The organism is Hymenobacter sp. H14-R3, assembly GCF_030063445.1.
Classification (GTDB): domain Bacteria; phylum Bacteroidota; class Bacteroidia; order Cytophagales; family Hymenobacteraceae; genus Hymenobacter.
On sequence record NZ_JASITD010000005.1, the window covers coordinates 124,448 to 144,605 of the forward strand.

The 20,158-nt window shown below is 61.2% G+C and carries 20 protein-coding genes and 1 pseudogene; 14 read left to right on the forward strand and 7 right to left on the reverse strand.

From position 1 onward, the window contains the following. Nucleotides 1-81: 81 nt before the first annotated feature. Complete coding sequence (locus tag QMK33_RS06895; protein WP_283563832.1) at nucleotides 82-378, reverse strand: putative quinol monooxygenase; 297 nt, start codon at nucleotides 376-378, stop codon at nucleotides 82-84. Between the two features lie 129 nt (nucleotides 379-507). On the opposite strand from QMK33_RS06895, the gene QMK33_RS06900 reads away from it, so the two are divergent. Further along, nucleotides 508-696 carry a hypothetical protein gene (locus QMK33_RS06900; RefSeq protein ID WP_283563833.1) on the forward strand — a complete coding sequence of 63 codons (189 nt, stop codon included), beginning with the start codon at nucleotides 508-510 and terminating at the stop codon, nucleotides 694-696. A gap of 74 nt (nucleotides 697-770) precedes the next feature. On the opposite strand, the gene QMK33_RS06905 is transcribed toward QMK33_RS06900, so the two are convergent. Continuing rightward, a complete protein-coding gene (locus QMK33_RS06905; protein WP_283563834.1) occupies nucleotides 771-1,676 on the reverse strand; it encodes an SAM hydrolase/SAM-dependent halogenase family protein in 906 nt (301 codons plus the stop codon). Nucleotides 1,677-1,815: 139 nt separating this feature from the next. On the opposite strand from QMK33_RS06905, the gene QMK33_RS06910 reads away from it, so the two are divergent. Next, a complete protein-coding gene (locus tag QMK33_RS06910; RefSeq protein WP_283563835.1) occupies nucleotides 1,816-2,901 on the forward strand; it encodes a PhoH family protein in 1,086 nt (361 codons plus the stop codon). A gap of 277 nt (nucleotides 2,902-3,178) precedes the next feature. On the opposite strand, the gene QMK33_RS06915 is transcribed toward QMK33_RS06910, so the two are convergent. Further along, the gene (locus QMK33_RS06915) at nucleotides 3,179-3,493 is read right to left on the reverse strand and encodes a DUF3817 domain-containing protein (protein ID WP_283563836.1); all 315 of its coding nucleotides are present in this window, start codon (nucleotides 3,491-3,493) and stop codon (nucleotides 3,179-3,181) included. 141 nt (nucleotides 3,494-3,634) lie between these two features. Between QMK33_RS06915 and QMK33_RS06920 the strand changes: the two genes are divergently transcribed. The 12 genes from QMK33_RS06920 to QMK33_RS06975 all read left to right on the forward strand — a co-directional run bounded on the left by QMK33_RS06920 (nucleotide 3,635) and on the right by QMK33_RS06975 (nucleotide 16,275). Then, nucleotides 3,635-4,069 (forward strand): GNAT family N-acetyltransferase, encoded by a 435-nt coding sequence (locus tag QMK33_RS06920; protein ID WP_283563837.1) that lies wholly within the window; start codon nucleotides 3,635-3,637, stop codon nucleotides 4,067-4,069. 152 nt (nucleotides 4,070-4,221) lie between these two features. Beyond that, entirely contained in the window at nucleotides 4,222-6,534 is a 2,313-nt protein-coding gene (locus tag QMK33_RS06925; RefSeq protein ID WP_283563838.1) for a ComEC/Rec2 family competence protein, read from the forward strand. 131 nt (nucleotides 6,535-6,665) lie between these two features. Next, nucleotides 6,666-7,472, forward strand: a complete 807-nt coding sequence (locus QMK33_RS06930) for an enoyl-CoA hydratase/isomerase family protein (RefSeq protein ID WP_283563839.1) — start codon at nucleotides 6,666-6,668, stop codon at nucleotides 7,470-7,472. A gap of 158 nt (nucleotides 7,473-7,630) precedes the next feature. Next, on the forward strand, nucleotides 7,631-8,107 hold the full coding sequence (locus tag QMK33_RS06935) for a sterol desaturase family protein (RefSeq protein WP_283563840.1): 477 nt from the start codon (nucleotides 7,631-7,633) through the stop codon (nucleotides 8,105-8,107). A 171-nt stretch (nucleotides 8,108-8,278) separates the two neighbouring features. Continuing rightward, a complete protein-coding gene (locus QMK33_RS06940; protein ID WP_283563841.1) occupies nucleotides 8,279-9,199 on the forward strand; it encodes a MerR family transcriptional regulator in 921 nt (306 codons plus the stop codon). 165 nt (nucleotides 9,200-9,364) lie between these two features. Then, nucleotides 9,365-9,919, forward strand: a complete 555-nt coding sequence (locus QMK33_RS06945) for an RNA polymerase sigma factor (protein ID WP_283563842.1) — start codon at nucleotides 9,365-9,367, stop codon at nucleotides 9,917-9,919. Between the two features lie 88 nt (nucleotides 9,920-10,007). Beyond that, a complete protein-coding gene (locus tag QMK33_RS06950; RefSeq protein ID WP_283563843.1) occupies nucleotides 10,008-11,363 on the forward strand; it encodes a DUF6138 family protein in 1,356 nt (451 codons plus the stop codon). Between the two features lie 65 nt (nucleotides 11,364-11,428). Then, nucleotides 11,429-12,901, forward strand: coding sequence for a bifunctional phytoene desaturase/3,4-desaturase (crtID, locus tag QMK33_RS06955; RefSeq protein ID WP_283563844.1), 1,473 nt, complete (start codon nucleotides 11,429-11,431; stop codon nucleotides 12,899-12,901). An 82-nt stretch (nucleotides 12,902-12,983) separates the two neighbouring features. Beyond that, complete coding sequence (locus tag QMK33_RS06960; protein WP_283563845.1) at nucleotides 12,984-13,826, forward strand: phytoene/squalene synthase family protein; 843 nt, start codon at nucleotides 12,984-12,986, stop codon at nucleotides 13,824-13,826. A 177-nt stretch (nucleotides 13,827-14,003) separates the two neighbouring features. Further along, the gene (locus QMK33_RS06965) at nucleotides 14,004-14,471 is read left to right on the forward strand and encodes a hypothetical protein (protein ID WP_283563846.1); all 468 of its coding nucleotides are present in this window, start codon (nucleotides 14,004-14,006) and stop codon (nucleotides 14,469-14,471) included. A gap of 88 nt (nucleotides 14,472-14,559) precedes the next feature. Then, nucleotides 14,560-15,414, forward strand: coding sequence for a 4-hydroxy-3-methylbut-2-enyl diphosphate reductase (locus tag QMK33_RS06970; protein ID WP_283563847.1), 855 nt, complete (start codon nucleotides 14,560-14,562; stop codon nucleotides 15,412-15,414). 207 nt (nucleotides 15,415-15,621) lie between these two features. Next, nucleotides 15,622-16,275, forward strand: coding sequence for a fatty acid desaturase (locus QMK33_RS06975; RefSeq protein ID WP_283563950.1), 654 nt, complete (start codon nucleotides 15,622-15,624; stop codon nucleotides 16,273-16,275). A gap of 206 nt (nucleotides 16,276-16,481) precedes the next feature. Here QMK33_RS06975 and QMK33_RS06980 read toward each other — a convergent pair whose 3' ends face one another. The 4 genes and pseudogenes from QMK33_RS06980 to QMK33_RS06990 all read right to left on the reverse strand — a co-directional run bounded on the left by QMK33_RS06980 (nucleotide 16,482) and on the right by QMK33_RS06990 (nucleotide 20,023). Next, complete coding sequence (locus QMK33_RS06980; RefSeq protein ID WP_283563848.1) at nucleotides 16,482-17,351, reverse strand: sensor histidine kinase; 870 nt, start codon at nucleotides 17,349-17,351, stop codon at nucleotides 16,482-16,484. A 1-nt stretch (nucleotide 17,352) separates the two neighbouring features. After that, nucleotides 17,353-17,754, reverse strand: a pseudogene (locus QMK33_RS23575) (sensor histidine kinase); the annotation flags it as partial. A gap of 39 nt (nucleotides 17,755-17,793) precedes the next feature. Further along, nucleotides 17,794-19,164, reverse strand: a complete 1,371-nt coding sequence (locus QMK33_RS06985; protein ID WP_283563951.1) for a sigma-54-dependent transcriptional regulator — start codon at nucleotides 19,162-19,164, stop codon at nucleotides 17,794-17,796. Between the two features lie 157 nt (nucleotides 19,165-19,321). Next, nucleotides 19,322-20,023, reverse strand: coding sequence for a head GIN domain-containing protein (locus QMK33_RS06990; RefSeq protein WP_283563849.1), 702 nt, complete (start codon nucleotides 20,021-20,023; stop codon nucleotides 19,322-19,324). Between the last annotated feature and the right edge of the window lie 135 nt (nucleotides 20,024-20,158).

Here is a 20,158-nt window from a genome sequence, read left to right on the forward strand (position 1 = left end):
GGAGGACCAGCGCGGCGCCATGCCGCGCGGGTACTGGTTAGTACAGCCAGCGGCGGGCGATGGTTGAGAAATAGCCGAAAACTACGCGTTTTCGGGAGCCTGCACCACCGAAAAGGCCAGGGGCGGGGCGGCCAGCAGGCGCTTGGTAGCCGGCCACACCTCCCCAAACAGCGCCGAGTGCCGGTAAGCATTGAGCGCGGCCGCGCTCTCCCAGTGGCTGTGGGTGCAGTAGATATGGGGCTGGTCGGCATCCTGCCACAGCTCCAGGTGCTGGCAGCCGGGCTGCTGCCGGATGCGGCTTTCAGATTGGCGAAACAGGGCCAGGAAATCGGCCACGCCCTCGGGGCGCAGCGGCAGGCGAACAATGCGGATGAGCACGAAAAGCGAGCGGGGGAAGTGGCTTAAATCAGCTAGGGAGCAGCCGCAAAAGTAAGCTCGGGCTTAACCTCGCCGCCTGCCCGGCGTACAACCCCACTTATTTTCCTTCTTTTAACTACCTCATATTTTATGCGTTACGCTCCCCGCGCCCTTTGGCTGGCTGTCCCAGCCCTGCTGGCCGGCTCGCTGCTTACCTCGTGCAGCAGCAATCCCGAAGCTACTACCACCGAAAAAACGGCCGTAGTCGTGCCCGCCGAAGCCACAGCTGCCTCCGACAGCGCGGCCGTAGTAGCCAACTCGACTATGGCTCCCGAGTAGGTTGTCAATAAGCTAAATTGAATCTGAACGCCCTGGCTGTCACGCAGTCAGGGCGTTCGTGCGCCTGGTGGGTACTACTGAGCTTCCGCAAAGCGTACGTCTACCTGCGAGTCAAAATACAAACCCAGCAGCTCGCTGGCATGGCCCTGGTTGATGGCCACGCACAGGCAGCCCTGGGGGTTGAAGGTGCACACGATTTCGCCGGGGGGCGCGGCGGCGAAGTGGGGCCGCAGCTCGCGCACCACCTCACGGCCAAAGTGCACGGCTACTGGCCGGCCCCGGCCCACCACCTCCACGGCCTCGCGCGAAATGTTGGTAACGAGGTTGCCGTAGTGGTCTACGTGCGCCACGTGGCCGGTAATGCGGTTGTCCTGCAAGCGCAGCTGGCGGTTGGTGAGCAGGTAGAGGTCGGTGGCGGGCGGCCCCAGGGTGCTGAGCGGGTGGCCCAGCGCCAGGCGCACGGCGGCCGGGGCCAGCACGTCGCGGGTGGGGTTGAGGGCTGTGGGCTGCAAATTGCCGGCCACTAGGATAGCCGCGGCGGGCGCAACCGGCGCGCTCGCCTCCAGGCGCACTACCTGGGCGGGCACGCCATCGCAGAGCAGGGGCAGCAGGCCATTGTCGGCGGCCACGAAGAAGTGGCCCTCGTACTGGGCGGCGTACCAGGCGGGCGCGGCCACCGCGCCGGCCGCGCTGGCCCCGTAGTCGCTCACCGTAATGAGGTGCGTGGTGCCCGCCGGAAAGTCGCGAAACACGGCCCGCAAAACGTGCACGGCGTGCGCGATGTTATAGGGCTCGACGCCGTGGGTGATATCCATCACCGGCAGGGCCGGGGCCAGCCGTAGCAAACGGGCTCTGAGCGCGGCCACGTAGTGGTCGCGGTAGCCAAAATCCGTAAGCAGTGTTAGTACCCCCATGCCCGCAGTTGCCAGGTTCTTCGTAGTATTGTTGAGTAGCCGGCCAGCTAGCTGGCGCGGCTGCAAAAGTAGCCTAGTTTCTGGTAGTGGGCGGGAAGCTTTTGGCCCGCCCGACTGTTAGGTAAAGTGAGGCCAGTTGCCCTTGAGACCGACTGGCTGTTATGTTTCTGTTTCTTTTCTCCCTCTTTTCCTCTGCCTTTTTAGCTTGGTCGAAAAAGTCATCACCCTCGAAAATGTGTCCCTGGTTGACTTCCTGGGGGCCGATAACCAGAATATCCGTCGTATTTCGGCTGCTTTTCCGGGCAGTAAAATAGTGTCCCGGGGCAACGAAATCAAGATTCAAGGCCCCGCCGAGGTCATTTCGCGGGTCAACGATATTCTTAGCTCCCTGCTGGAGCACTACCACCAGTACGGTGTCATCACCGACCGCGACGTGAATCAGTACCTTTCCGCCACCTCCGAGGAGGCCGAGGGCCGGGTGCTGGCCGCCTCGCCCGACGTTATTCTCTTCGGCGCTAAAGGCGGCATCATCAAGGCCAAAACGCCCAACCAGCAGAAGCTGGTGGACACCGTGATGAAGCACGACCTCACCTTCACGCTCGGGCCCGCCGGCACCGGCAAAACCTATATTTCGGTGGCGCTGGCCGTGCGAGCCCTTAAGAATAAGGAGGTTAAGAAAATCATCATTTCGCGGCCCGTGGTGGAGGCTGGCGAAAGCCTGGGCTTCCTGCCCGGCGATATGAAGGAGAAGGTAGACCCCTACCTGCGCCCCATTTACGATGCCCTGGAGGATATGATTCCGGCCGAAAAGCTGAAGTTCTACCAGGAAAACAAGATTATCGAAATCGCCCCGCTGGCCTACATGCGCGGCCGCACGCTCAACAACGCCTTCGTGCTGCTCGACGAGGCTCAGAACACCACGCCGAGCCAGATTAAGATGTTCCTCACCCGCATGGGCCCCTCGGCCAAGGTGATGGTTAACGGCGACCGCAGCCAGATTGACCTGCCCACCCGCCAGAAATCGGGCCTCATGCAAGCGCTTGATATTCTGAAGGATATCCAAGGCATTGGCTACGTCGAAATGACGGCCGACGACGTGGTGCGCCATCGCCTGGTAAAAGACATCGTGCTGGCCTACGACAAGCACGACGTGGCCGAGCAGCGCCGCGAAATCGAGTACAAGCAGCGCCGCCGCGAGGGCAACGACCGCAGCTACGATGCCCGCGACCGCCGCCCGTCCCTCGACACCTCCGACACGGAGCTGCCCGTGAACCACGAGCAGGCGCTGTAAAAGCCAGCTGGTAAGCTAGTTAAAAAGAACGTCCTGCTTAGCAGGACGTTCTTTTTTTGTTAAGACTTACGCGCACCGTTTGTCCTTGCGAGCGCAACATTCTGCGCATCAAGCAGAGATGGAGCGCGGCAATCTTTCCTTCACACCTGGGTTGGTAAACCTATGAAGCGAACGACCAGGAAAGATTGCCACGCTCCATCTCTGCTTGATGCGCAGAATGTTGCGCTCGCAAAGACAAACGGTGCGCGTAAGTCCTATTTGTCTTAATGCGCAACGCCTAAATCACATCGCCCGCACCGGGCTGAAACAGCCGCCGCTCGGCGTAAAACGCCCCGAAGGGAATCACCGACAGCACAAGGCCCAGCAAAAACTTGCCCGCCGACCAGCGCCGCTCGATGGTGTTTTGCAGCAGCAGCAGCACATAGCTCACAAACAGCACCCCGTGGATGAGCCCCACCACGCGCACCGCCGCCGGCTCGTGCGCCAGGTACTTGAGCGGCATGGCCACGCCCAGCAGCAACAACAGCGACGCGCCCTCCAGGATGCTGATTGCCCGCAGCCGGGCCAATGAATTAGCTAAGAACTGAAACATAAGTAGTTACTAAAAATAGGTTGATGAACGTGGGGCAAATATCGGCCCGGGCGCGGGGCGTGCGCCGTTGCGTAGCCATTGGCCGGGCGCGGCCCGCGCCGGATATTTGCGTGCCACCACCACTGCCGACCCTCGCCCGCTATGCTTACCGTTCATAAAATCACCGACCTGCGCGACCTCGATGCGGCTTTCACCATCCGCGAAAAAGTATTTGTGGGCGAGCAAAACGTGCCCGCCGAGGCCGAATATGACGCCCATGACCGCGCCGCTACCACCCGCCACTACCTAGCTACCGTCGATGGCCAGCCCGCCGGGGCCGCCCGCTGGCGCCCCACCCCGGGCGGCGTCAAGCTGGAGCGCTTCGCCGTGCTGGCCGATTTCCGCAACAAAGGCGTGGGCGACGCGCTTGTGCGCCAGGTACTGGCCGACGTGCGCGCCGAAGCCCCCGACGCGGCCCAGGTGTACCTGCACGCGCAACTGCGCGCCATTCCACTCTACGAGCGCACGGGCTTCCACAAGGAAGGAGAGCTGTTTGAAGAGTGTGATATTCAGCACTATAAGATGGTGCTGGGGTAGGGGATGTTCAAAAGCACGAATGCCAAAATGAGGAGCCGGCCGCCTCGCTAGCGGTGGGCTCTTTGAATTTAAATCTTCATGCTTGAGAGCAGAATAGCGAGAGTTTAACTTATTTCGGTAGGCTATTGCTCGGCGCTGCCAATCTTTGCGCCATGCTCACTTGGTCCTCGGCCCCTTTTCTGCGCGTGGCGCTGGCTTTTATCGCGGGTATTGCGGGCTACCTCTGCCTGGGGCAGAGCTGGCCGGGTAGTGCCGCGCCTTGGGCGGCGGCGTTGGTGTTGGTTTATATAATTGGCTGGTTCGTAAGCCAACGCCGGCCCGGCCCAGCCGCTACCGATGCGGCGGGCATGGTGGGCCTTTTAGCCGTGGCGGCGCTGGGCTTTGCCCGCAGTCAGGCCGCCACCGAAAGCCGGCGGCCCGACCACATCGGGCACCTGGCCCCGCGCATTGAGTACTACCGCGCCACCGTGGACGAGGCCCCCGTAGTGCGGGCCAGTACCTTTGCCACTACCGTGCGGGTGCAGGCGGTGCGGGTGGCTGGGCGTTGGCGGGCGGCCACGGGCGGCATCCGCATTAGCTTGCCGCGCCATGAAACGGCCGACTCGGTGCCGGCCCCGCGCTACGGTGAGGTGTGGCTGGTGCAGGGCGCGCCCGAGCTCAGCAAAGGCCCCGCCAACCCGGGCGAATTCGACTACCGCCGGTACCTGGAAACGCACCAGGTGTACCACGCGCAGTACGTGCACCAGGGGCAATATAAAGTGCTGGGCTACGCGCCGTTGAGCCTGCCGGTGGCCATTAGCCAGCGCACGGCCGCCGTGCTCGATGGCGTGCTGCGCCGTTACGTGCCCAGCTTGCGCGAGTATGCGCTGGGCACGGCGCTGGTGCTGGGTTTTAAGGATGATATTGACCAGGAAACTAAGCAGGCCTACGCCAATACGGGCACCACGCACATTATGGCCGTGAGCGGCTTGCAGGTGGGGCTGCTGTTTGCGGCGTTGCAGTGGCTGCTGGCGCGGGTGCCCTTGAGCAGTTCAGGCGGCGCGGTGTGGCGGCGGCGGCTGGTCACGGCCGGGCTGGGGCTGGCCCTCATCTGGAGCTACGCATTTTTGACGGGCCTCTCGGCGTCAGTGCTGCGGGCCACCGTCATGTTCACGCTCGTGATTGTGGGGCAGGCCTGGGAGCGGCAGAGCAGCTTGTTTAATACGTTGAGCGCGGCCGCGTTCGGCCTGCTGCTCTGGAACCCCTATCTGCTGTGCGACGTGGGTTTTCAGCTCTCGTTTTTGGCGGTGCTGAGCATCGTGTACTTGCAGCCGCGCATTGTGCGCTGGCTCGATGTGCGCAATTTCTTCCTCGACCGCCGCCGCAGCTGGCACGCGCCGGCCGTGCAAAAAGCCACCCGCGCCGCCGCCTGGCTCGCCGAAGCCAGCTGGCAGCTCACGGCGCTGTCGCTGGCGGCGCAGGTGGCCACGTTTCCGCTGGGACTGTACTATTTCCATCAATTTCCGTTCAACTTTCTGCTGTCCAACTTGATAGCGGTACCCATTTCGAGCCTGGCCGTGTACGTGGGCGTGGTGCTGCTGCTGGCTAAGGGGCTGGTGGCGCTGGTAGGCCTGGCGCTGCCCGCGGCCGCCGCGGCGGGGCTCGACTGGCTGCCGCGGCTAATTGGCTACCTGTTTCAGGGGCTCATCTGGCTGTTCAACGAGTATATCTTCCTCATTGGCAGGGTATTGCCGGGGGCCGTGGTGGGCGGCGTGCACCTCAGCCAGGGGCAAACGGTGCTGGTGTTTCTGCTCATTGGGGCGCTGTGCGTGTTTGCGGCCTCGCGGCGGCTGGCCTGGGCGGGGTGGTGCGTGGCCCTGCTGGCCCTCTACGGCGGCAGCCGGGTGGCCGAGGCGCGGGCCGTGGCGCCAGTGCGCGAATTTGTGGTGTACAGCATTCCGCGCCGCTCGGTGGTGGGCTTTTGGCAGGGCGCGGCCGTCGAGTTTACCACCGTCGATTCGCTGCCGCTCTCCGAAACCGAGCGCACCTACCGCCTCAAGCCCAGCCTGATACTGCGCCGCGTGCGCGCCCCGCGCTACTGCGTGGGCTGGGCAGGCTCGGCCGTGCCCGCCCGCCAGATTGCCCCGCCCGACAGCGCCGAGGCCACCCGCCGCTACCCACCCGCGCCGCTGGTGCTAGCCCAGTGGCGCGGCCTGCGCGTGGCCTTCGTGAGCGGCAGTCTGCGCCGGCTGGCCGGTGCGGCCCCCACCCAGCCTACCCACGTAATCGTGCTGCGCCGCAACCCCTACCTCTACCCCGAGGCCCTGGCCGCCCACTTCGGCACCGGCGCGCAAGTCGTGTTCGACTCGTCGTGCAAGCGCTGGTACATCGCCCGCCAGGATTCGGCCCTGCGCGCCGCCGGCTTCCGCACCTGGGATGTGAACGAGCGCGGTGCCTTCACCTACCAGCTACCGCCCGGCCGCTGAACAACTCAGCGTACCTCAGCGCCTTCCCTCAGCGCACCTCAGCGGTAACTTCCCGCGCCGCCGCCGGTATACTTCCCGCCCGCGCGCCCCGTTTAATCTACCCGCCCGCTTTTACCGTATTTTACCGCACTATGACCGACTATATCTCCCCAGAACTCGACACCCTCCGCTTTCTGCAATACGAGGTGCAGGACCGCCTGGCGTACATCACCCTCAATCGCCCGGCTAAGCGCAATGCACTCAGCGCCAACGTAGTAACCGAGTTGAAGCAAGCCTTCGAGCAGGCCGAAGCCGACGATAAAGTAAAGGTCATCATCCTGCGGGCGGCCGGCGACGTGTTTTGCGCCGGGGCCGACCTCAAGTATCTGCAAGAGCTCCAAGACAATACCTACCAGGAAAACCTGGCCGACAGCACGCACCTGATGCAGCTGTTCCACCAGATTTATACGCTTAAGAAGCTGGTTATCGGGCAGGTGCAGGGCCACGCCCTGGCCGGCGGCTGCGGCTTGGCGGCCCTCTGCGATATCACGTTTGCCGTGCCCGAGGCCAAGTTTGGCTACACCGAAGTTAAAATTGGCTTCCTGCCCGCCGTGGTGAGCGTGTTTTTGCTGCGTCGCATCGGCGAGGCCCGCACCAAGCAATTACTGCTGAGCGGCGACATCATTACGGCTCAGCAAGCCCTTGATTATGGGCTCATTACGTTTATTGCGGAGCGCGACCAACTGGCCGAAACCGTGCGTACCTACGCCCTGCGCCTGGCCCGCGAAAACTCGGGCCACAGCATCGAAATCACCAAGGAAATCTTGGCCCGCCTGCCCGAGCTGGCCCTCGAAGATGGCCTGCGCTACGCCGCCGAGCGCAACGCCGCCACCCGCGCCTCCGACGATTGCCGCCGCGGTATTGCCGCGTTTCTAAACAAAGAAAAGATTGATTGGTAATCCTTTCAATCCTGTCATTGCGAGCGCAATGAAGTGGAGCGCGGCAATCTTTCCTTGGCCGAGAGGGTTACTAACCCAACGTAAAAGGAAAGATTGCCGCGCTCCATCTCTGCTTGATGCGCAGAATGTTGCGCTCGCAATGACAAATTACTTCTGCTATGTCTATTTTTAGTAGTATCCTAATTACCCTGGCCACCTTCGCCTTCATGGAATTCTGGGCGTGGTTCATGCATAAGTATGTGCAACACGGGCCGCTGTGGGTGTTGCACCGCTCGCACCACGTGCGGCCCAGTCCGCGCCCGTTTGAGCGAAACGACTGGTTTTTTGTGATTTACGGGGCTATTTCGACCGCACTATTTATCACCGGCGATAATGGGCAGCGGTGGTGGTTTTGGGTGGGCGTGGGCATTGCGGCCTATGGCACGGTGTATTTCTTTGTGCACGACGGCCTGATTCACGGCCGCTTGCCGTTCTGGAAAAAGACCGACAGCGTGTACCTGCGCGCCCTCAATATGGCCCACAAAATGCACCACAAAACCCAGGGCCGCGACCATTCGCAGGAATTTGGCCTGCTGTGGGTGTCGCCCAAGTACCTGCGCCTGGCCCGCCAGCAGGCCGCTAAGCGCGCAAACTAAGCTGGGCCGTGGGCGGCTGGCAAACTATTTGCGGGGTTTGTGAATTAGTAATTAAGGAAACGTGATGAGGATATTCGGTAGATTATAACTTATTCAGGTAGGCGTTTCCCGCTGCTTGGCTACCCGGCCGAGGGCGGGATTCTTATTTATTCTTCTCTAAAAAACAAACTAGTGGCCCATTACTCTATCAGCGATTTGGAGCAGCTTTCCGGTGTGAAGGCGCACACCATTCGCATCTGGGAGCAGCGCTACAACTTGCTCAAACCCAGCCGCACCGCTACCAACATCCGCACCTACGGGGAAGCGGACCTGCGCCGCCTGCTCAACGTAGCTACGCTGTGCGGGCGCGGCCAGCGCATCTCGCAGGTGGTGCGCCTGAGCGAAGAAGAATGCCAGATGGCCGCCCTGGCCCTCTGCAACGAGGTGCAGCCCGCCGATGGCCCGCGCCTCAATGCCCTCATGAGTGCCTCGCTCGACCTTGATGAGCCTCGCCTGCACCGCCTTTTCGACGAGGCCATTGGCGAGCTGGGCACCGAGGACACGCTGCTGCGCCTGGGCTACCCGCTGCTTCAGCGCCTGGCCGTGTCGTGGAAGGCCGGCTCGCTGAGCCTGGCCCAGGAGCGCCTCGTGGCCCAGTTGCTGCGCCAAGAGCTCATGGCCTCGGCCGATGCCTTGCCCCTCATTCCGCTTTCGCAGGCCGATGCGCCTCGCTGGCTGCTTTTTCTGCCCGAGGGCGAGTGGCAGGAATTGGCGCTGCTCTTTATGAACTACGCCCTGCGGGCCCGCGGCCGGCAGGTGCTTTACCTGGGCCCCAACCTGCCGCTTGCCGATGTAGTGGCCGCTGCGCAGGCTTTCCGGCCTACAGTGCTGGCTACGGTGCTCACCACCGCGCCGGCCCGCGGCCAGGTGCAAAGTTTTGCTGCTGCGCTGCGCGCGCAGTGCCCCGAAGCCACCGTTATGCTGTTTGGTTCGCTGGCTGTGCAAACCGCTGGCTTGCCCGAAGGCTGTATGCCGCTGGCTTGCCTGCACGAATTCCGCGATTTAATTCCCTTTGTAAATCAAGGAGTTAAGTTAGAGTTAGCGGAAAAGTAACGCGCGTATACCATCTGCCGGGCAATCTTGTACGTACACAGGTCCGCCTCGGCCAGCCGACTGGAAGGAGGCGAACAAAAGCTGAGAAAACTATCGGTTGGTGAGCCGTATTACCGGCCCATGCGTTATCTTTGTTTAAGATTCTGCTACGAACCCTTCTACAATATGACTTCTCTGGAATTCACCTCCCAAGTGCAGAAAATTTCTTCTTCGCTTCGGCCCGTGGCCATGAACCTCACCCGCGACGCGGATGATGCCAAGGACCTAGTGCAGGAAACGTTGCTGAAAGCACTGCTCAACAAGGACAAGTTTAAAGCGGGTACCAACTTGAAGGCATGGTTGTACACCATCATGCGCAACACCTTCATCAACAATTATAATAAGATAACCAAGCGTAGCTCCAACATCGACTCGACGGAGTACTTCCAGTACTTCAACACCGATGAGAACTACATCACGCACAACGGCGCTACCACCGATTTTGTGGTGCGCGACATCAACGAGGCCATTGCCAGCCTGGGCACCGACTACCGCACGCCCTTCATGATGTACTACATCGGCTACAAGTACCTGGAGATTGCCGAGAAGCTGCAAATCCCGATTGGCACCGTGAAAAACCGCATTCACATTGCCCGCAAGGACCTCAAAACTGCCCTCAAAGTATATGCCCCCGCTGGCGCCGACCGCGCCGGTAGCGTATTAGAAGAAGTAGAGGATTAGCCAGTTGCTTCCCAAACCGAAAGCCGCGCCTACCGTTTATTCGGTAGGCGCGGTTTTTTTGTGTACCTCAAAGGCCCGCTTGCTTCTTATGAATCGAAACTATATCGCCACCATCGAGGGCAACGAAACGGTGCTGGCGAAGTACGTGGAAGCCGTTTTTGCCGGTACGTGCCGGGCCACGAAGGCCTATCCCAACCCATACCGGCTGCCGGGCTACCGAGACTGCCTCGATAGCCCGCTGATAGCGTATTACCTTCAGCAACAGCCGTTTGTGTTGGCTGAGGCCACTGAGTTTGTAGAGAAGCTGCGCAAAATTGATTCCAAGGGGTTCAACGGCATTCACTACCCCATAGATAAGTGGCTGGAAGCTACCGTCCGCGACCCGTTTTTTACGAATACCGGGGATAAGTGGAACGTGCAATACGTGCTGAATCCTGGGGTTGACTTGACCAATATCAACCCCGATTACCTGAAATTTATGTGCTACGTGGCGGTTTGCCACCTCAAATTTGGCCCCAGCTACGCCAGCGTTACGGCCAACCGGTATTTTGATATGGTCACCGCGCTTGGCTCGGATGAAGTAGCCAAACTCAAGAAGTTCGGGAGCGGTACGCTGCCCCTCGAAGTGACTGATTACAAGGACGCAAGCGTGAGCTGCGTAGCCAACGACGCCTTTGCCACTATAAAAATCGCGGTGAAGCAGGAAGGGCCCGAAAGCTACCGGTTGGCGCTGGGCTTCCTCAATAAGCTGCTGCAAACCGACTTTCCGCGCAGCTACACCATCGAGTTTTCGGCGCATAAAAAGCACTGGCTGCCCATCAAAGGCCTGCCCAAAAAAGGGGTTAACGCGCTGTTTGGCAATGCGGTGCGCTACGAAATCCTGTACCCCTTGTTAGTAGAATACGCCAACCTGGCGATGAAGCCCCACGAGTGGTATAATAACTTGAGCGCGGAAGATTGCGCCATGCCTTCGACGTTTGCCGTGTTTGCCTTGGGACTGGTGAGCGATACGTACTTTAGTCTGATAACCAAGTATATGCGCACGGTGGATGAGGAGCACCAGTCCATCCAGGAGAAGTTTACGCTGGCCTTCGTGGCGCGATTTGGCATTAACAAGACGACGCTGCCCGTGTTTATGCATTGTCTGCTCTCCACGCAGTCGCACAAGCACTACAAGCTGTTTGCGGAGCAGTTCGGCACCCGCGAAAACCTGGCGCTACTGCTGGCCTGCAAGCACAATTTCGTACCGTACCTGCCCGAAGAATCCCAAGAACCAATCGACCCGGAGTTTTTAGATGATGACGTAGATACTGAGCAGCAAAGCTTGATTGCCTACCTCTGGGAGGACGTACTGAACGCTATTTTTGGCTCCCCTACGCTAACCCCCAAGCTGTTGAAAGCCGCCAGTGAGGAGTTGCGACCGTTGTACACCGAGCTGTTTTAAAGAAGATAAATAATTGTTGCTCAGTACTTTATGAAAGTATTGATTAAACTTATAGTTACTCTAGAATGCCCCACGCAGTAGTAATCGGAGCCGGCTTTGCCGGCTTATCGGCCGCCAGTAGCTTAGCCCAGGCCGGCTGGCAGGTAACGCTGCTCGAAAAGAACAGCGGCCCCGGCGGCCGGGCGCGCGTGTTTGAGGCCCAGGGTTTTACCTTCGACATGGGCCCGAGCTGGTACTGGATGCCAGGCGTGTTTGAGCAATACTTCGCCCGGTTTGGCAAAAAGGTGGCCGACTACTACGAGTTGGTGCGGCTCGACCCGTCGTACCAGGTCATGTTTGAGGGCGACGATGCTGTGGATATCCCGGCCGGCATGCCCGAGCTGCGGCAGCTATTTGAAAGCCTGGAGCCGGGCAGCGCGGCGCGGCTCGACGCCTTTCTGGCCCAGGCCAAGTACAAGTACGAGGTAGGCATCAACAAATTTGTGCAGCTGCCCAGCCGCTCGGTGCTGGAGTTTGTGGACTGGGAAATTGTGAAAGGCGCGGTGCGCCTCGACCTGCTGCAAAGCATGGCCAAGCACGCGCGCAAGTATTTCAGCCACCCCAAGTTACTGAAGCTCATCGAGTTTCCGGTGCTGTTTCTGGGGGCCACGCCCGAGAACACGCCCGCGCTCTACTCACTCATGAATTACGCCGACCTGGCGCTGGGCACCTGGTATCCCAAGGGCGGCATGCATCAGATAGTGCGTGGCATGGTGAGCCTGGCCCAGGAGCTGGGCGTTAAAATAGAATACGACCAGGAGGTGCGCGAGATAGTAGTGGAAAAAGGCCGCAGCACCGGCGTGCGCACCGCCAGCGGCTTCTGGCCCGCCGATGCGGTGGTGGCCGGGGCCGACTACCATCATATTGAGCAGCAAGTGCTTGCGCCTGAGTATCGGCATTATTCGCCCGCCTATTGGGACTCGCGCACCATGGCGCCGTCGTCGTTGCTGTTTTACCTGGGCGTGAACCGCCGGCTGGACCGGCTGCGGCACCACAACCTGTTTTTTGACGAAGATTTCAGCCAGCACGCCCACGAGATTTACGAGGTGCCGCAGTGGCCCAGCCGGCCGCTGTTCTACGCCTCGGTGCCCAGCATAACCGACCCCACGGTGGCGCCCGACGGCCAGGAAAACCTGTTTTTACTCGTGCCCGTGGCCCCCGACCTCGATGACCCCGAGGCCACCCGCGAGAAGTATTATAACCTGATAATGGACCGGCTCGAAAAGCACTGCGGCCATACCATCCGCGAGCACGTAGTATACAAGCGCAGCTACGCCCACCGCGACTTCGTGGCCGACTACCACTCCTTCAAAGGCAACGCCTACGGCTTGGCTAACACGTTGAAACAGACCGCTATCCTCAAGCCTTCGCTGAAGAGTAGCAAGGTCAGTAACTTGTACTTTACGGGCCAGCTTACGGTGCCGGGGCCGGGCGTGCCGCCTTCGCTCATTTCGGGCCAGGTGGTGGCGGGCGAGGTCATGAAGGAAATTAAGAAGTAAAAAAACGTCCTTGCGAGCGCTCCATCTCTGCTTGATGCGCAGAATGTTGCGCTCGCAAGGACAGCCGATTTTTGATAGTCACATGGACCAACAGCAACTCTTTACCGATACCAGCCTGGCGTGCGCGCAGCTCATTACGCGGCGCTACAGCACGTCGTTTTCGCTGGGCATCCGCACCCTGGATAAGACGCTGCACCGGGCCATTTACGCGGTGTATGGGTTTGTGCGCTGGGCCGACGAAATCGTGGACACCTTCCATACCCAGGACAAGGCGGCGCTGCTGGCCGAGTTTGAGCGCGATACCTACGCGGCCATCGCGGCGGGCTTCAGCCTCAATCCGGTGCTGCACGCCTTTCAGTGGGCGGTGAATGCGTATCAGATTGATCACGAGTTCATTGATGCTTTTTTGCGAAGTATGGAAATGGACCTGGAGGACCGTAACTACCGCCAGGAGCTATACGAGCAATACATCTACGGCTCGGCCGAAGTGGTGGGGCTGATGTGCCTGCGCGTGTTTTGCCAGGGCCAGCCGGCGCTGTTTGAGCAGCTGAAGGCCCCGGCGCGGCGGCTGGGCGCGGCGTTTCAGAAGGTGAATTTTTTGCGCGATATCCGCTCCGACTATGAGGAGCGGGGCCGCGTGTACTTCCCTGGTCTACGCTACGAGCAGTTTGACGACGCCGCCAAGCAGGCGGTGGAAGACGATATCTGCACCGATTTTGAGGCCGCCTACGTGGGTATTCAGCAGTTGCCGCGGCCGGCCCGCATGGGCGTATATCTGGCCTACATCTACTACCTCAAGCTATTTCACAAGCTGCGGCGGGCCCCGGCCACCCAGGTGCTGGCCGAGCGCGTGCGCCTGCCCGACAATACCAAGCTGCTGCTGCTGGCCGGCTCGTGGCTGCGCTACCGCCTGCGGGCGGTGTAGGCCGGCGCGAAGCACTTTGCGCGCGGTAGCGGCGTTGGCTAAGCTCGGTAGTGGCCCCATAATTGCCTCCGCCCTAGCTTTGTGCCCATGAAACGACTGCTTGTTCTTGTGTTGCTGAGCGCGCTGCCAGCAGCTTCCGGCGCGGCAGCGGGTCGCCCTTTACTCCGAATTTTGCCCATGTCGCCCTACCAGCCCGCCACCCTGCGCTACCACTACGAGCAAGCCGCCGCCGACAAGCAGGCCGGCGACAAATTCTACCAGCTGCTGCACGGCTACACTGGCCAGGATGCGCTAGTACTAGGCTATAAGGCTGCTTCTGAGGCTATTAAGGCCCGTGATGCCTCCATGCTCAGTAAGCTCACCTACGTGCAGCAGGCCGCCAAAACGTTTGACCAAGCCGTGGCCCTGGACGGTGACAACGCCGAAATCCGCTTTCTGCGCTTCTCGATAGAAAGCAACCTGCCGTCCTTCCTGGGCCTGAGCAAGCACGTAGACGAGGATAAGGCTTTCTTGCTCGATGCTGCTTTGCAGCACCCCGGCTCGGGCATGGATGCCGAGGCATTTCAGACGGTGCGGGGCTTTTTGGTAGACCGCAAGCACGTGAGCGACGACGACGCCCAGCGCTTGGCCCGCGTGAAAGGGTAGGCGAAAACCACTAAAAACAGCACGTTATCATTCGAAATTTGAACCCGAATGGTAACCTTGTGGGCCCGTTGGTAGTTAGCTTCGCGCTATGCCATCTGGTTTATATCTCAGCGTTCGCATCGACCCCAACTCCGGCTTTTGCTTTGGCGTGATTTACGCCATCCAAATGGCCGAAGATATCTTGGAGGAACAAGGCTATTTATATTGCCTAGGCGACATCGTGCACAATGATGAGGAAGTGCACCGCCTGGAGCAAAAGGGCCTGCGTATCATTGGCCACGAACAGTTTGAGGGGCTGCGCGACGAGGCGGTACTCATTCGGGCGCATGGCGAGCCGCCCAGCACCTACCAGCGGGCCATGGAAAATAACCTGACACTCATCGACGCTAGCTGCCCGGTGGTGCTCAAGCTCCAGAATCGCATCAAAACCAGCTTCGACCGACGCGAAAAAATATTCATCTACGGCAAGCACGGCCACGCCGAAGTGCTGGGCCTGCTGGGCCAGACCAGCGGTGAGGCCGTGGTGTTTGAGAGCCTCGACGAGCTGCTGCGCCACGAGCTACCCACCAATATTACGCTTTACAGCCAGACCACAAAAAGTACGGCTTCGTTCTATACTATTAAGAATGAGCTCATTAGTCGCGGCTACAATATTAACGCCAACGACACCATCTGCCGGCAGGTGAGCAACCGCGACGAAGCTTTGAGACGCTTCGCGGCGCAGTTCGACCAAGTGGTGTTTGTGTCGGGTACTAAAAGCTCGAATGGCAAGGTGCTTTATCAGGTGTGCAAGGAAACTAATCCTCAAACGCACTTTGTATCGAATACTGAGCAGCTATGTGCCAGCTGGTTTGCGCCCGGGCAGTCGGTGGGTATTTGTGGAGCCACCAGCACGCCTATGTGGCTGATGGAGCAGGTGCGCGACGCGTTGGAGCGCTTCTAGACCGCAGATTTAACGGATTTCGCAGATACGTCGCTTCGCTCCTTGGCTATCCTTTGGTTTGGTTTTGGGGGCTTTGGTTTAATTTAGTTTTTTTGCATTTTGGTAGAGGCTGTGCATTCCGTTCGGGCGGTTCCTGCTGTTGTGGAGGGGGTGCGGGTGGCCCCGGCTCCTTTGCGGGGGCGGGGTGTGCTGGCGGCGCTGGTGATTATGGCGGCCTGGGGCGGGCTGCTGGCGTTCTTGCTGGGCTGGTATCGGCCCGACTGGCGCTCACCCGCGCCCTACCTGCTGCTGCTGCTGCAAACGCACTTGTACACCGGGCTCTTCATCACGGCCCACGATGCCATGCACGGCGTGGTGAGCCCCAATAAGCGGCTGAACAACGCCCTTGGCACGGTGTGCGCGCTGCTTTTTGCCTACAACTGGTTTCCGCGGCAGCTGCCCAAGCACCACGACCACCACCGCCACGTGGGCACCCAGGAAGACCCCGATTTTCACCCCGAGCACTACACTGGCTTCTTACCCTGGCTGCTGCGCTTCGCCTGGAACTACGTAACCTGGTGGCAGGTACTAGCGATGGCCTTGACTTACAACGTGTTGAAGCTATATTTTCCGCAGGCCAACGTCATTGCCTTTTGGATGATACCGGCCGTGCTGGCCACGTTGCAACTATTTTTCTTCGGTACTTATTTGCCGCATCGCGGTGAGCATGAGGCTGATAACCACCATAAATCGCGCAGTCAATTGCGGCACCACGTGTGGGCTTTTGTGAGCTGCTACTTCTTTGGCTACCACTACGAGCACCACGACCAGCCCTACCTGCCTTGGTGGCGCCTGTGGCGCACCAAGGAAACCAGCCAATAGCGCTTTTCGCTGGCTATGGTCACCCACCGGCCGCCCCAAAGGGTCGACAAGGCAACAGATTAGGGAATTGGAAAAAAACCAAAGCTCCGGGGGAGCGACACCCAGCGTCTGCGGAAGTTGAGTGTCGCTCCTCCGGAGCTTCAGGCCTGCTGGGCAACTGGTTACTATTGGCATATCGCCTCTCCGGGGCTACTTAACGTCAATTGCTACGGCCAAAAACCGATTTGTTCCGTAGTCAGCGCACAAGTGAAGGCGGTGCGGCCATTGGCCCCGGTTTCGAGGCGGAAGGCGAAGCCGTGGGCCCGCAGAATGTCGCGCACCAGCAATAGGCCGATGCCCTGGCCGCTGGGCTTGGTGCTGAAAAAGGGCGTGAATAGCCGCTGGCTGACTTCGGGCGTGAGGGGAGGGCCATCGTTTTCGATGGTGAGCGCGGGCGGCTCGGCAGTGGTGCGCACCCACACGTGGCCGCCGCCGGGCCCGATGGCTTCGAGCGCATTTTTGGCCACGTTGAGCAGGGCTTGGGTGAGCTGTTGGGAATCGGCTGCTATAGCTTGCATGTTATCGGCTAAGTTCCAGTGCCACTGAATGTTGTGCGCAACGCTTTGCGCGGCCAGCAGGTGGCCGAGGTCGCGCAATAGCTGGTGCAGGTCGAGCGGGTGGGGTGCGGGCGGGGGCAGGCGCACCAGCCGCGCGTAGCCGGCCACGAAGTCGGCCAGCTGGGTATTGCGGGTGATGCTCACCTCCAGGGCCTGCTCAAAATCGGGCTGGTCGGCGGGGTCGAGCTGTGGGGCATAGTGCCGCAGGCTGCCCAGCAGCGAGTTCACGGCCCCAATAGAGTTGTTGACCTCGTGGGCCATGAGGCGGATGAGGCGCTCGTAGGTGATTTTTTCCTGCGCTTGCAGCTCCTGGGTTAGCTCCTCCAGCACTACGAAGCGGCGCTGGAAGCCCCGGTCGAAGAAGTGCGCGGCGGCGGCGCGGTAGGTGTGGCCATTGGGCAGGCGCAGGGTTTGCAGCTGCCCGGCCGCTAGCGAGGCCAGCGCTGCGCCCCAGGGCGCGGGCGGCGGCGGCATTGGCATTGGTAATGTTGTTGTCAAAATCGAGCAGCAGCACGCCCGCCGGCGAGGCCTGAATGAGCCGCTCCAGCAGCACGCCCTGCTCGTGCTGGCTCAGGCGCTCCTGGCGCAGGGCGTCGAGCATGTCGTTGTACACCGCCACGAGGCGGTCGAGGGCGGGCTGGCCCACGGGCAGGAATTTCAGGCTGAAATCCTGGGCTTGCAGCGCCGCCGTGCCCGCCTCAATTAGCCGAATGGGGCGCAGCAGGCCCCGGTAGAGCGTCCAGGCCAGGCCCAGGCTGACTAGTAGGGCCACCTCGCCGGCGATAAAAAGCACTGGGCTGCTCGTGCGCACCTGCACTAGTAGCGCCGCCAGCAGCCCATAGAGTAGTAGCAGAAACAGGGTAAGCTGGAGGCGAAGCGGCATTAAGCGGAGAAGGGGCCAGGGGTGGGGTAACCGTTCGCGCTATTCACTGTACGGAATGCCAAATTTATCCAGGCGCCGGTACAATGCGCCGCGGCTGAGGCCCAGCGCCCGCGCCACCTGGCTGAGGTTGCCCTGGTAATGGGTCACGCTTTGGCGAATCATTTGTTCCTCAAGGGCTTCCAGGGTCATCGAGCCGGGGGCGGGTAGGGGTGAGGCGAGGATTTGGGCAACGGGAGTCGCGGCTTTGGCTTGGAAATCGGCGGGCGTGAGCTCGTCGTGGGGAGTGGTAAGCACGGCGCGCTCCACCAGGTTTTTGAGCTCGCGGATGTTGCCGGGCAGTGGTTGGGCTTGCAGCCAGTGGGCGGCGGCGGTACCCAGGCGCAGGCCGGGCCGCTGGTAGGTGGCGCGCAGCTGGGCCACGAAGTGCCGGGCCAGGGGCGCAATGTCGGTGGGGCGCTCGCGCAGGGCAGGCAGGTATAGCGTGATGAGGTTGAGGCGGTAAAACAAGTCCTCGCGGAAGCGGCCCTGGCCCACCAGCTCGGCCAGGTTCTTGTTGGTGGCGGCTACCACGCGCAGGTCGAGTCGGCGGGGCTTGCTGTCACCGAGCACCTCGTAGGTGCGGTCTTGCAGCACGCGCAGCAGCTTCACTTGGCTGGCCATTTCCAGCTCGCCGATTTCGTCGAGGAAGATGGTGCCGCCGTTGGCCAGCTCGAAGCGGCCCACGCGGTCGGCGCGGGCATCGGTGAAGGCCCCACGCCGGTGGCCAAACATCTCGCTCTCAAACAGCGACGACGAAATGCCGCCGAGGTTCACCTTCACGAAGGGCTGCTGGCGGCGGCGGCTGTTGTGGTGCAGGGCCTCGGCAATCAGCTCCTTGCCGGTGCCGCTTTCGCCTTCTATCAGCACCGAGGCATCGGTAGCGGCCACCTGGCCCACCTGGCGCAGCACGGCCAGCAGGCGGGCATCGTCGCCCACTATGTTGCTGAGGGCGAATTGTTTATTGAGCGCCTTGCGGCCGGCGGGCGGCGCGGCCTCGGCGGGGGCCTGAATGGCCAGCACGGTGGTAATGGTTTGGAGCAGGGCCTCATTCTGCCAGGGCTTGGTGACGAATTCGGCCGCGCCAGCCTTCATGCCCGCCACGGCCAGCGCAATGCTGCCCCAGCCCGTGAGCAGCACCACGGGCACGGCGGGAGCCAGCGCCTTTAGCTCGGCCAGCAGGGCCAGGCCGTCGGCCCCGCTGGTGGCAGCCGTAAAATTCATATCCAGCAGCACCAGCGTGGGCGGGGCCGCGCGCACGGCCGCCAGGGCCTCGGCGGGGCCGGCTACGGCGGTGGTGGCGTAGCCGGCCTGCTTGAGCAGCAGCCGCAGGGAGGTGCGAATGGCTACGTCGTCGTCAATAATCAGAATCATGGAGGGCAGCCGAAGGTATGGGGCGCGCCGGGCAAAGGGCAGGTGCTGGGTGGGCGAAGCATCAGAATTGACGAATGCTTTGAAGGGAATCAAAAACTAAAGAATTAAAAGCTTGACAGCCAAATTTTTAATTCCTCATTTTTAATTCCCCCCGGGGCTACTGGCCGCCTACGCTGCCGCCGCTGCTGGTGTGCTTGGCCACTGTGGGCGAGCCGGCGTAGCTCACGCTGCCGCCGCTGCTGGCCTTGGCCGACAGCGTTTTTTGCACGGCCACCGTGATGCTGGCTCCGCTGCTGGCCGAGGCCTGACAATCGGTGGCTTGCAGGTTTTTGCCGGTGAAGGAGGCACCGCTCGACGTGTGCACGTCGAGCCGCTGGGTGCTGCCGCTCACCACGGCCTCGGCGCCGCTGCTGAGGCGCGCCTGAATGGAAGTAGCGGCAAACTCGCCCTTGAGGGTAGCGCCCGACGATACTTCGAGCTGTAAATCGGTGGTGGGGTAGGGGCCGGCAACTTCCAGCTCGGAGCCGCTGCTGGCTTGCAGGCCGGTGAGCTGGGCGGCGGTTACGTAGGCCTGGAGGCGGCCGCGGTGGTCGCGCCGCCAGGGCTTCGATTGGAGGATGTCGAACTTCACGCGCAGCACGCCACCCTCCACGGTGGTTTGGATGCGGGCCTGGTTTTCGGGGGTATCGCCGCTCACTTCCACGCGCTGGGTGGGGCCGGCCACTAGGTGCAGCTCGATGCCGCTGCTCACTTCGAGGGCGTGGAAGGTGGGGACTGCGCGCACTTCGCGGCCGGTTTGGGCCAGGGTGGGGGCGAGGGCGACGAGCCAAAGGGCGGCGGCGAGCAGAAGGTTTTTCATGGTGATGAAGAAAGGAGTTGACTGAAAGGAGGTTTGGGGTGGGTACCGGGCCAGCCGGGCGTTCGTTACGGGGGCGAAAAGTCTTTTTTTACGCTCGTTTCCTTTCCTCGTCAGATGAGGAGCCGGCCCCGGTAG

Coding starts and splice junctions, on each gene's coding strand:
- QMK33_RS06945 (WP_283563842.1), top strand. CDS start 9,365: ATGACTTCTCTGGAATTCACCTCCCAAGTGCAGAAAATTTCTTCTTCG.
- crtID (WP_283563844.1), top strand. CDS start 11,429: ATGCCCCACGCAGTAGTAATCGGAGCCGGCTTTGCCGGCTTATCGGCC.
- QMK33_RS06975 (WP_283563950.1), top strand. CDS start 15,622: ATGGCGGCCTGGGGCGGGCTGCTGGCGTTCTTGCTGGGCTGGTATCGG.
- QMK33_RS06970 (WP_283563847.1), top strand. CDS start 14,560: ATGCCATCTGGTTTATATCTCAGCGTTCGCATCGACCCCAACTCCGGC.
- QMK33_RS06960 (WP_283563845.1), top strand. CDS start 12,984: ATGGACCAACAGCAACTCTTTACCGATACCAGCCTGGCGTGCGCGCAG.
- QMK33_RS06965 (WP_283563846.1), top strand. CDS start 14,004: ATGTCGCCCTACCAGCCCGCCACCCTGCGCTACCACTACGAGCAAGCC.
- QMK33_RS06930 (WP_283563839.1), top strand. CDS start 6,666: ATGACCGACTATATCTCCCCAGAACTCGACACCCTCCGCTTTCTGCAA.
- QMK33_RS06900 (WP_283563833.1), top strand. CDS start 508: ATGCGTTACGCTCCCCGCGCCCTTTGGCTGGCTGTCCCAGCCCTGCTG.
- QMK33_RS06935 (WP_283563840.1), top strand. CDS start 7,631: ATGTCTATTTTTAGTAGTATCCTAATTACCCTGGCCACCTTCGCCTTC.
- QMK33_RS06920 (WP_283563837.1), top strand. CDS start 3,635: ATGCTTACCGTTCATAAAATCACCGACCTGCGCGACCTCGATGCGGCT.
- QMK33_RS06950 (WP_283563843.1), top strand. CDS start 10,008: ATGAATCGAAACTATATCGCCACCATCGAGGGCAACGAAACGGTGCTG.
- QMK33_RS06985 (WP_283563951.1), bottom strand. CDS start 19,164: ATGATTCTGATTATTGACGACGACGTAGCCATTCGCACCTCCCTGCGG.
- QMK33_RS06980 (WP_283563848.1), bottom strand. CDS start 17,351: ATGCCAATGCCGCCGCCGCCCGCGCCCTGGGGCGCAGCGCTGGCCTCG.
- QMK33_RS06990 (WP_283563849.1), bottom strand. CDS start 20,023: ATGAAAAACCTTCTGCTCGCCGCCGCCCTTTGGCTCGTCGCCCTCGCC.
- QMK33_RS06925 (WP_283563838.1), top strand. CDS start 4,222: ATGCTCACTTGGTCCTCGGCCCCTTTTCTGCGCGTGGCGCTGGCTTTT.
- QMK33_RS06915 (WP_283563836.1), bottom strand. CDS start 3,493: ATGTTTCAGTTCTTAGCTAATTCATTGGCCCGGCTGCGGGCAATCAGC.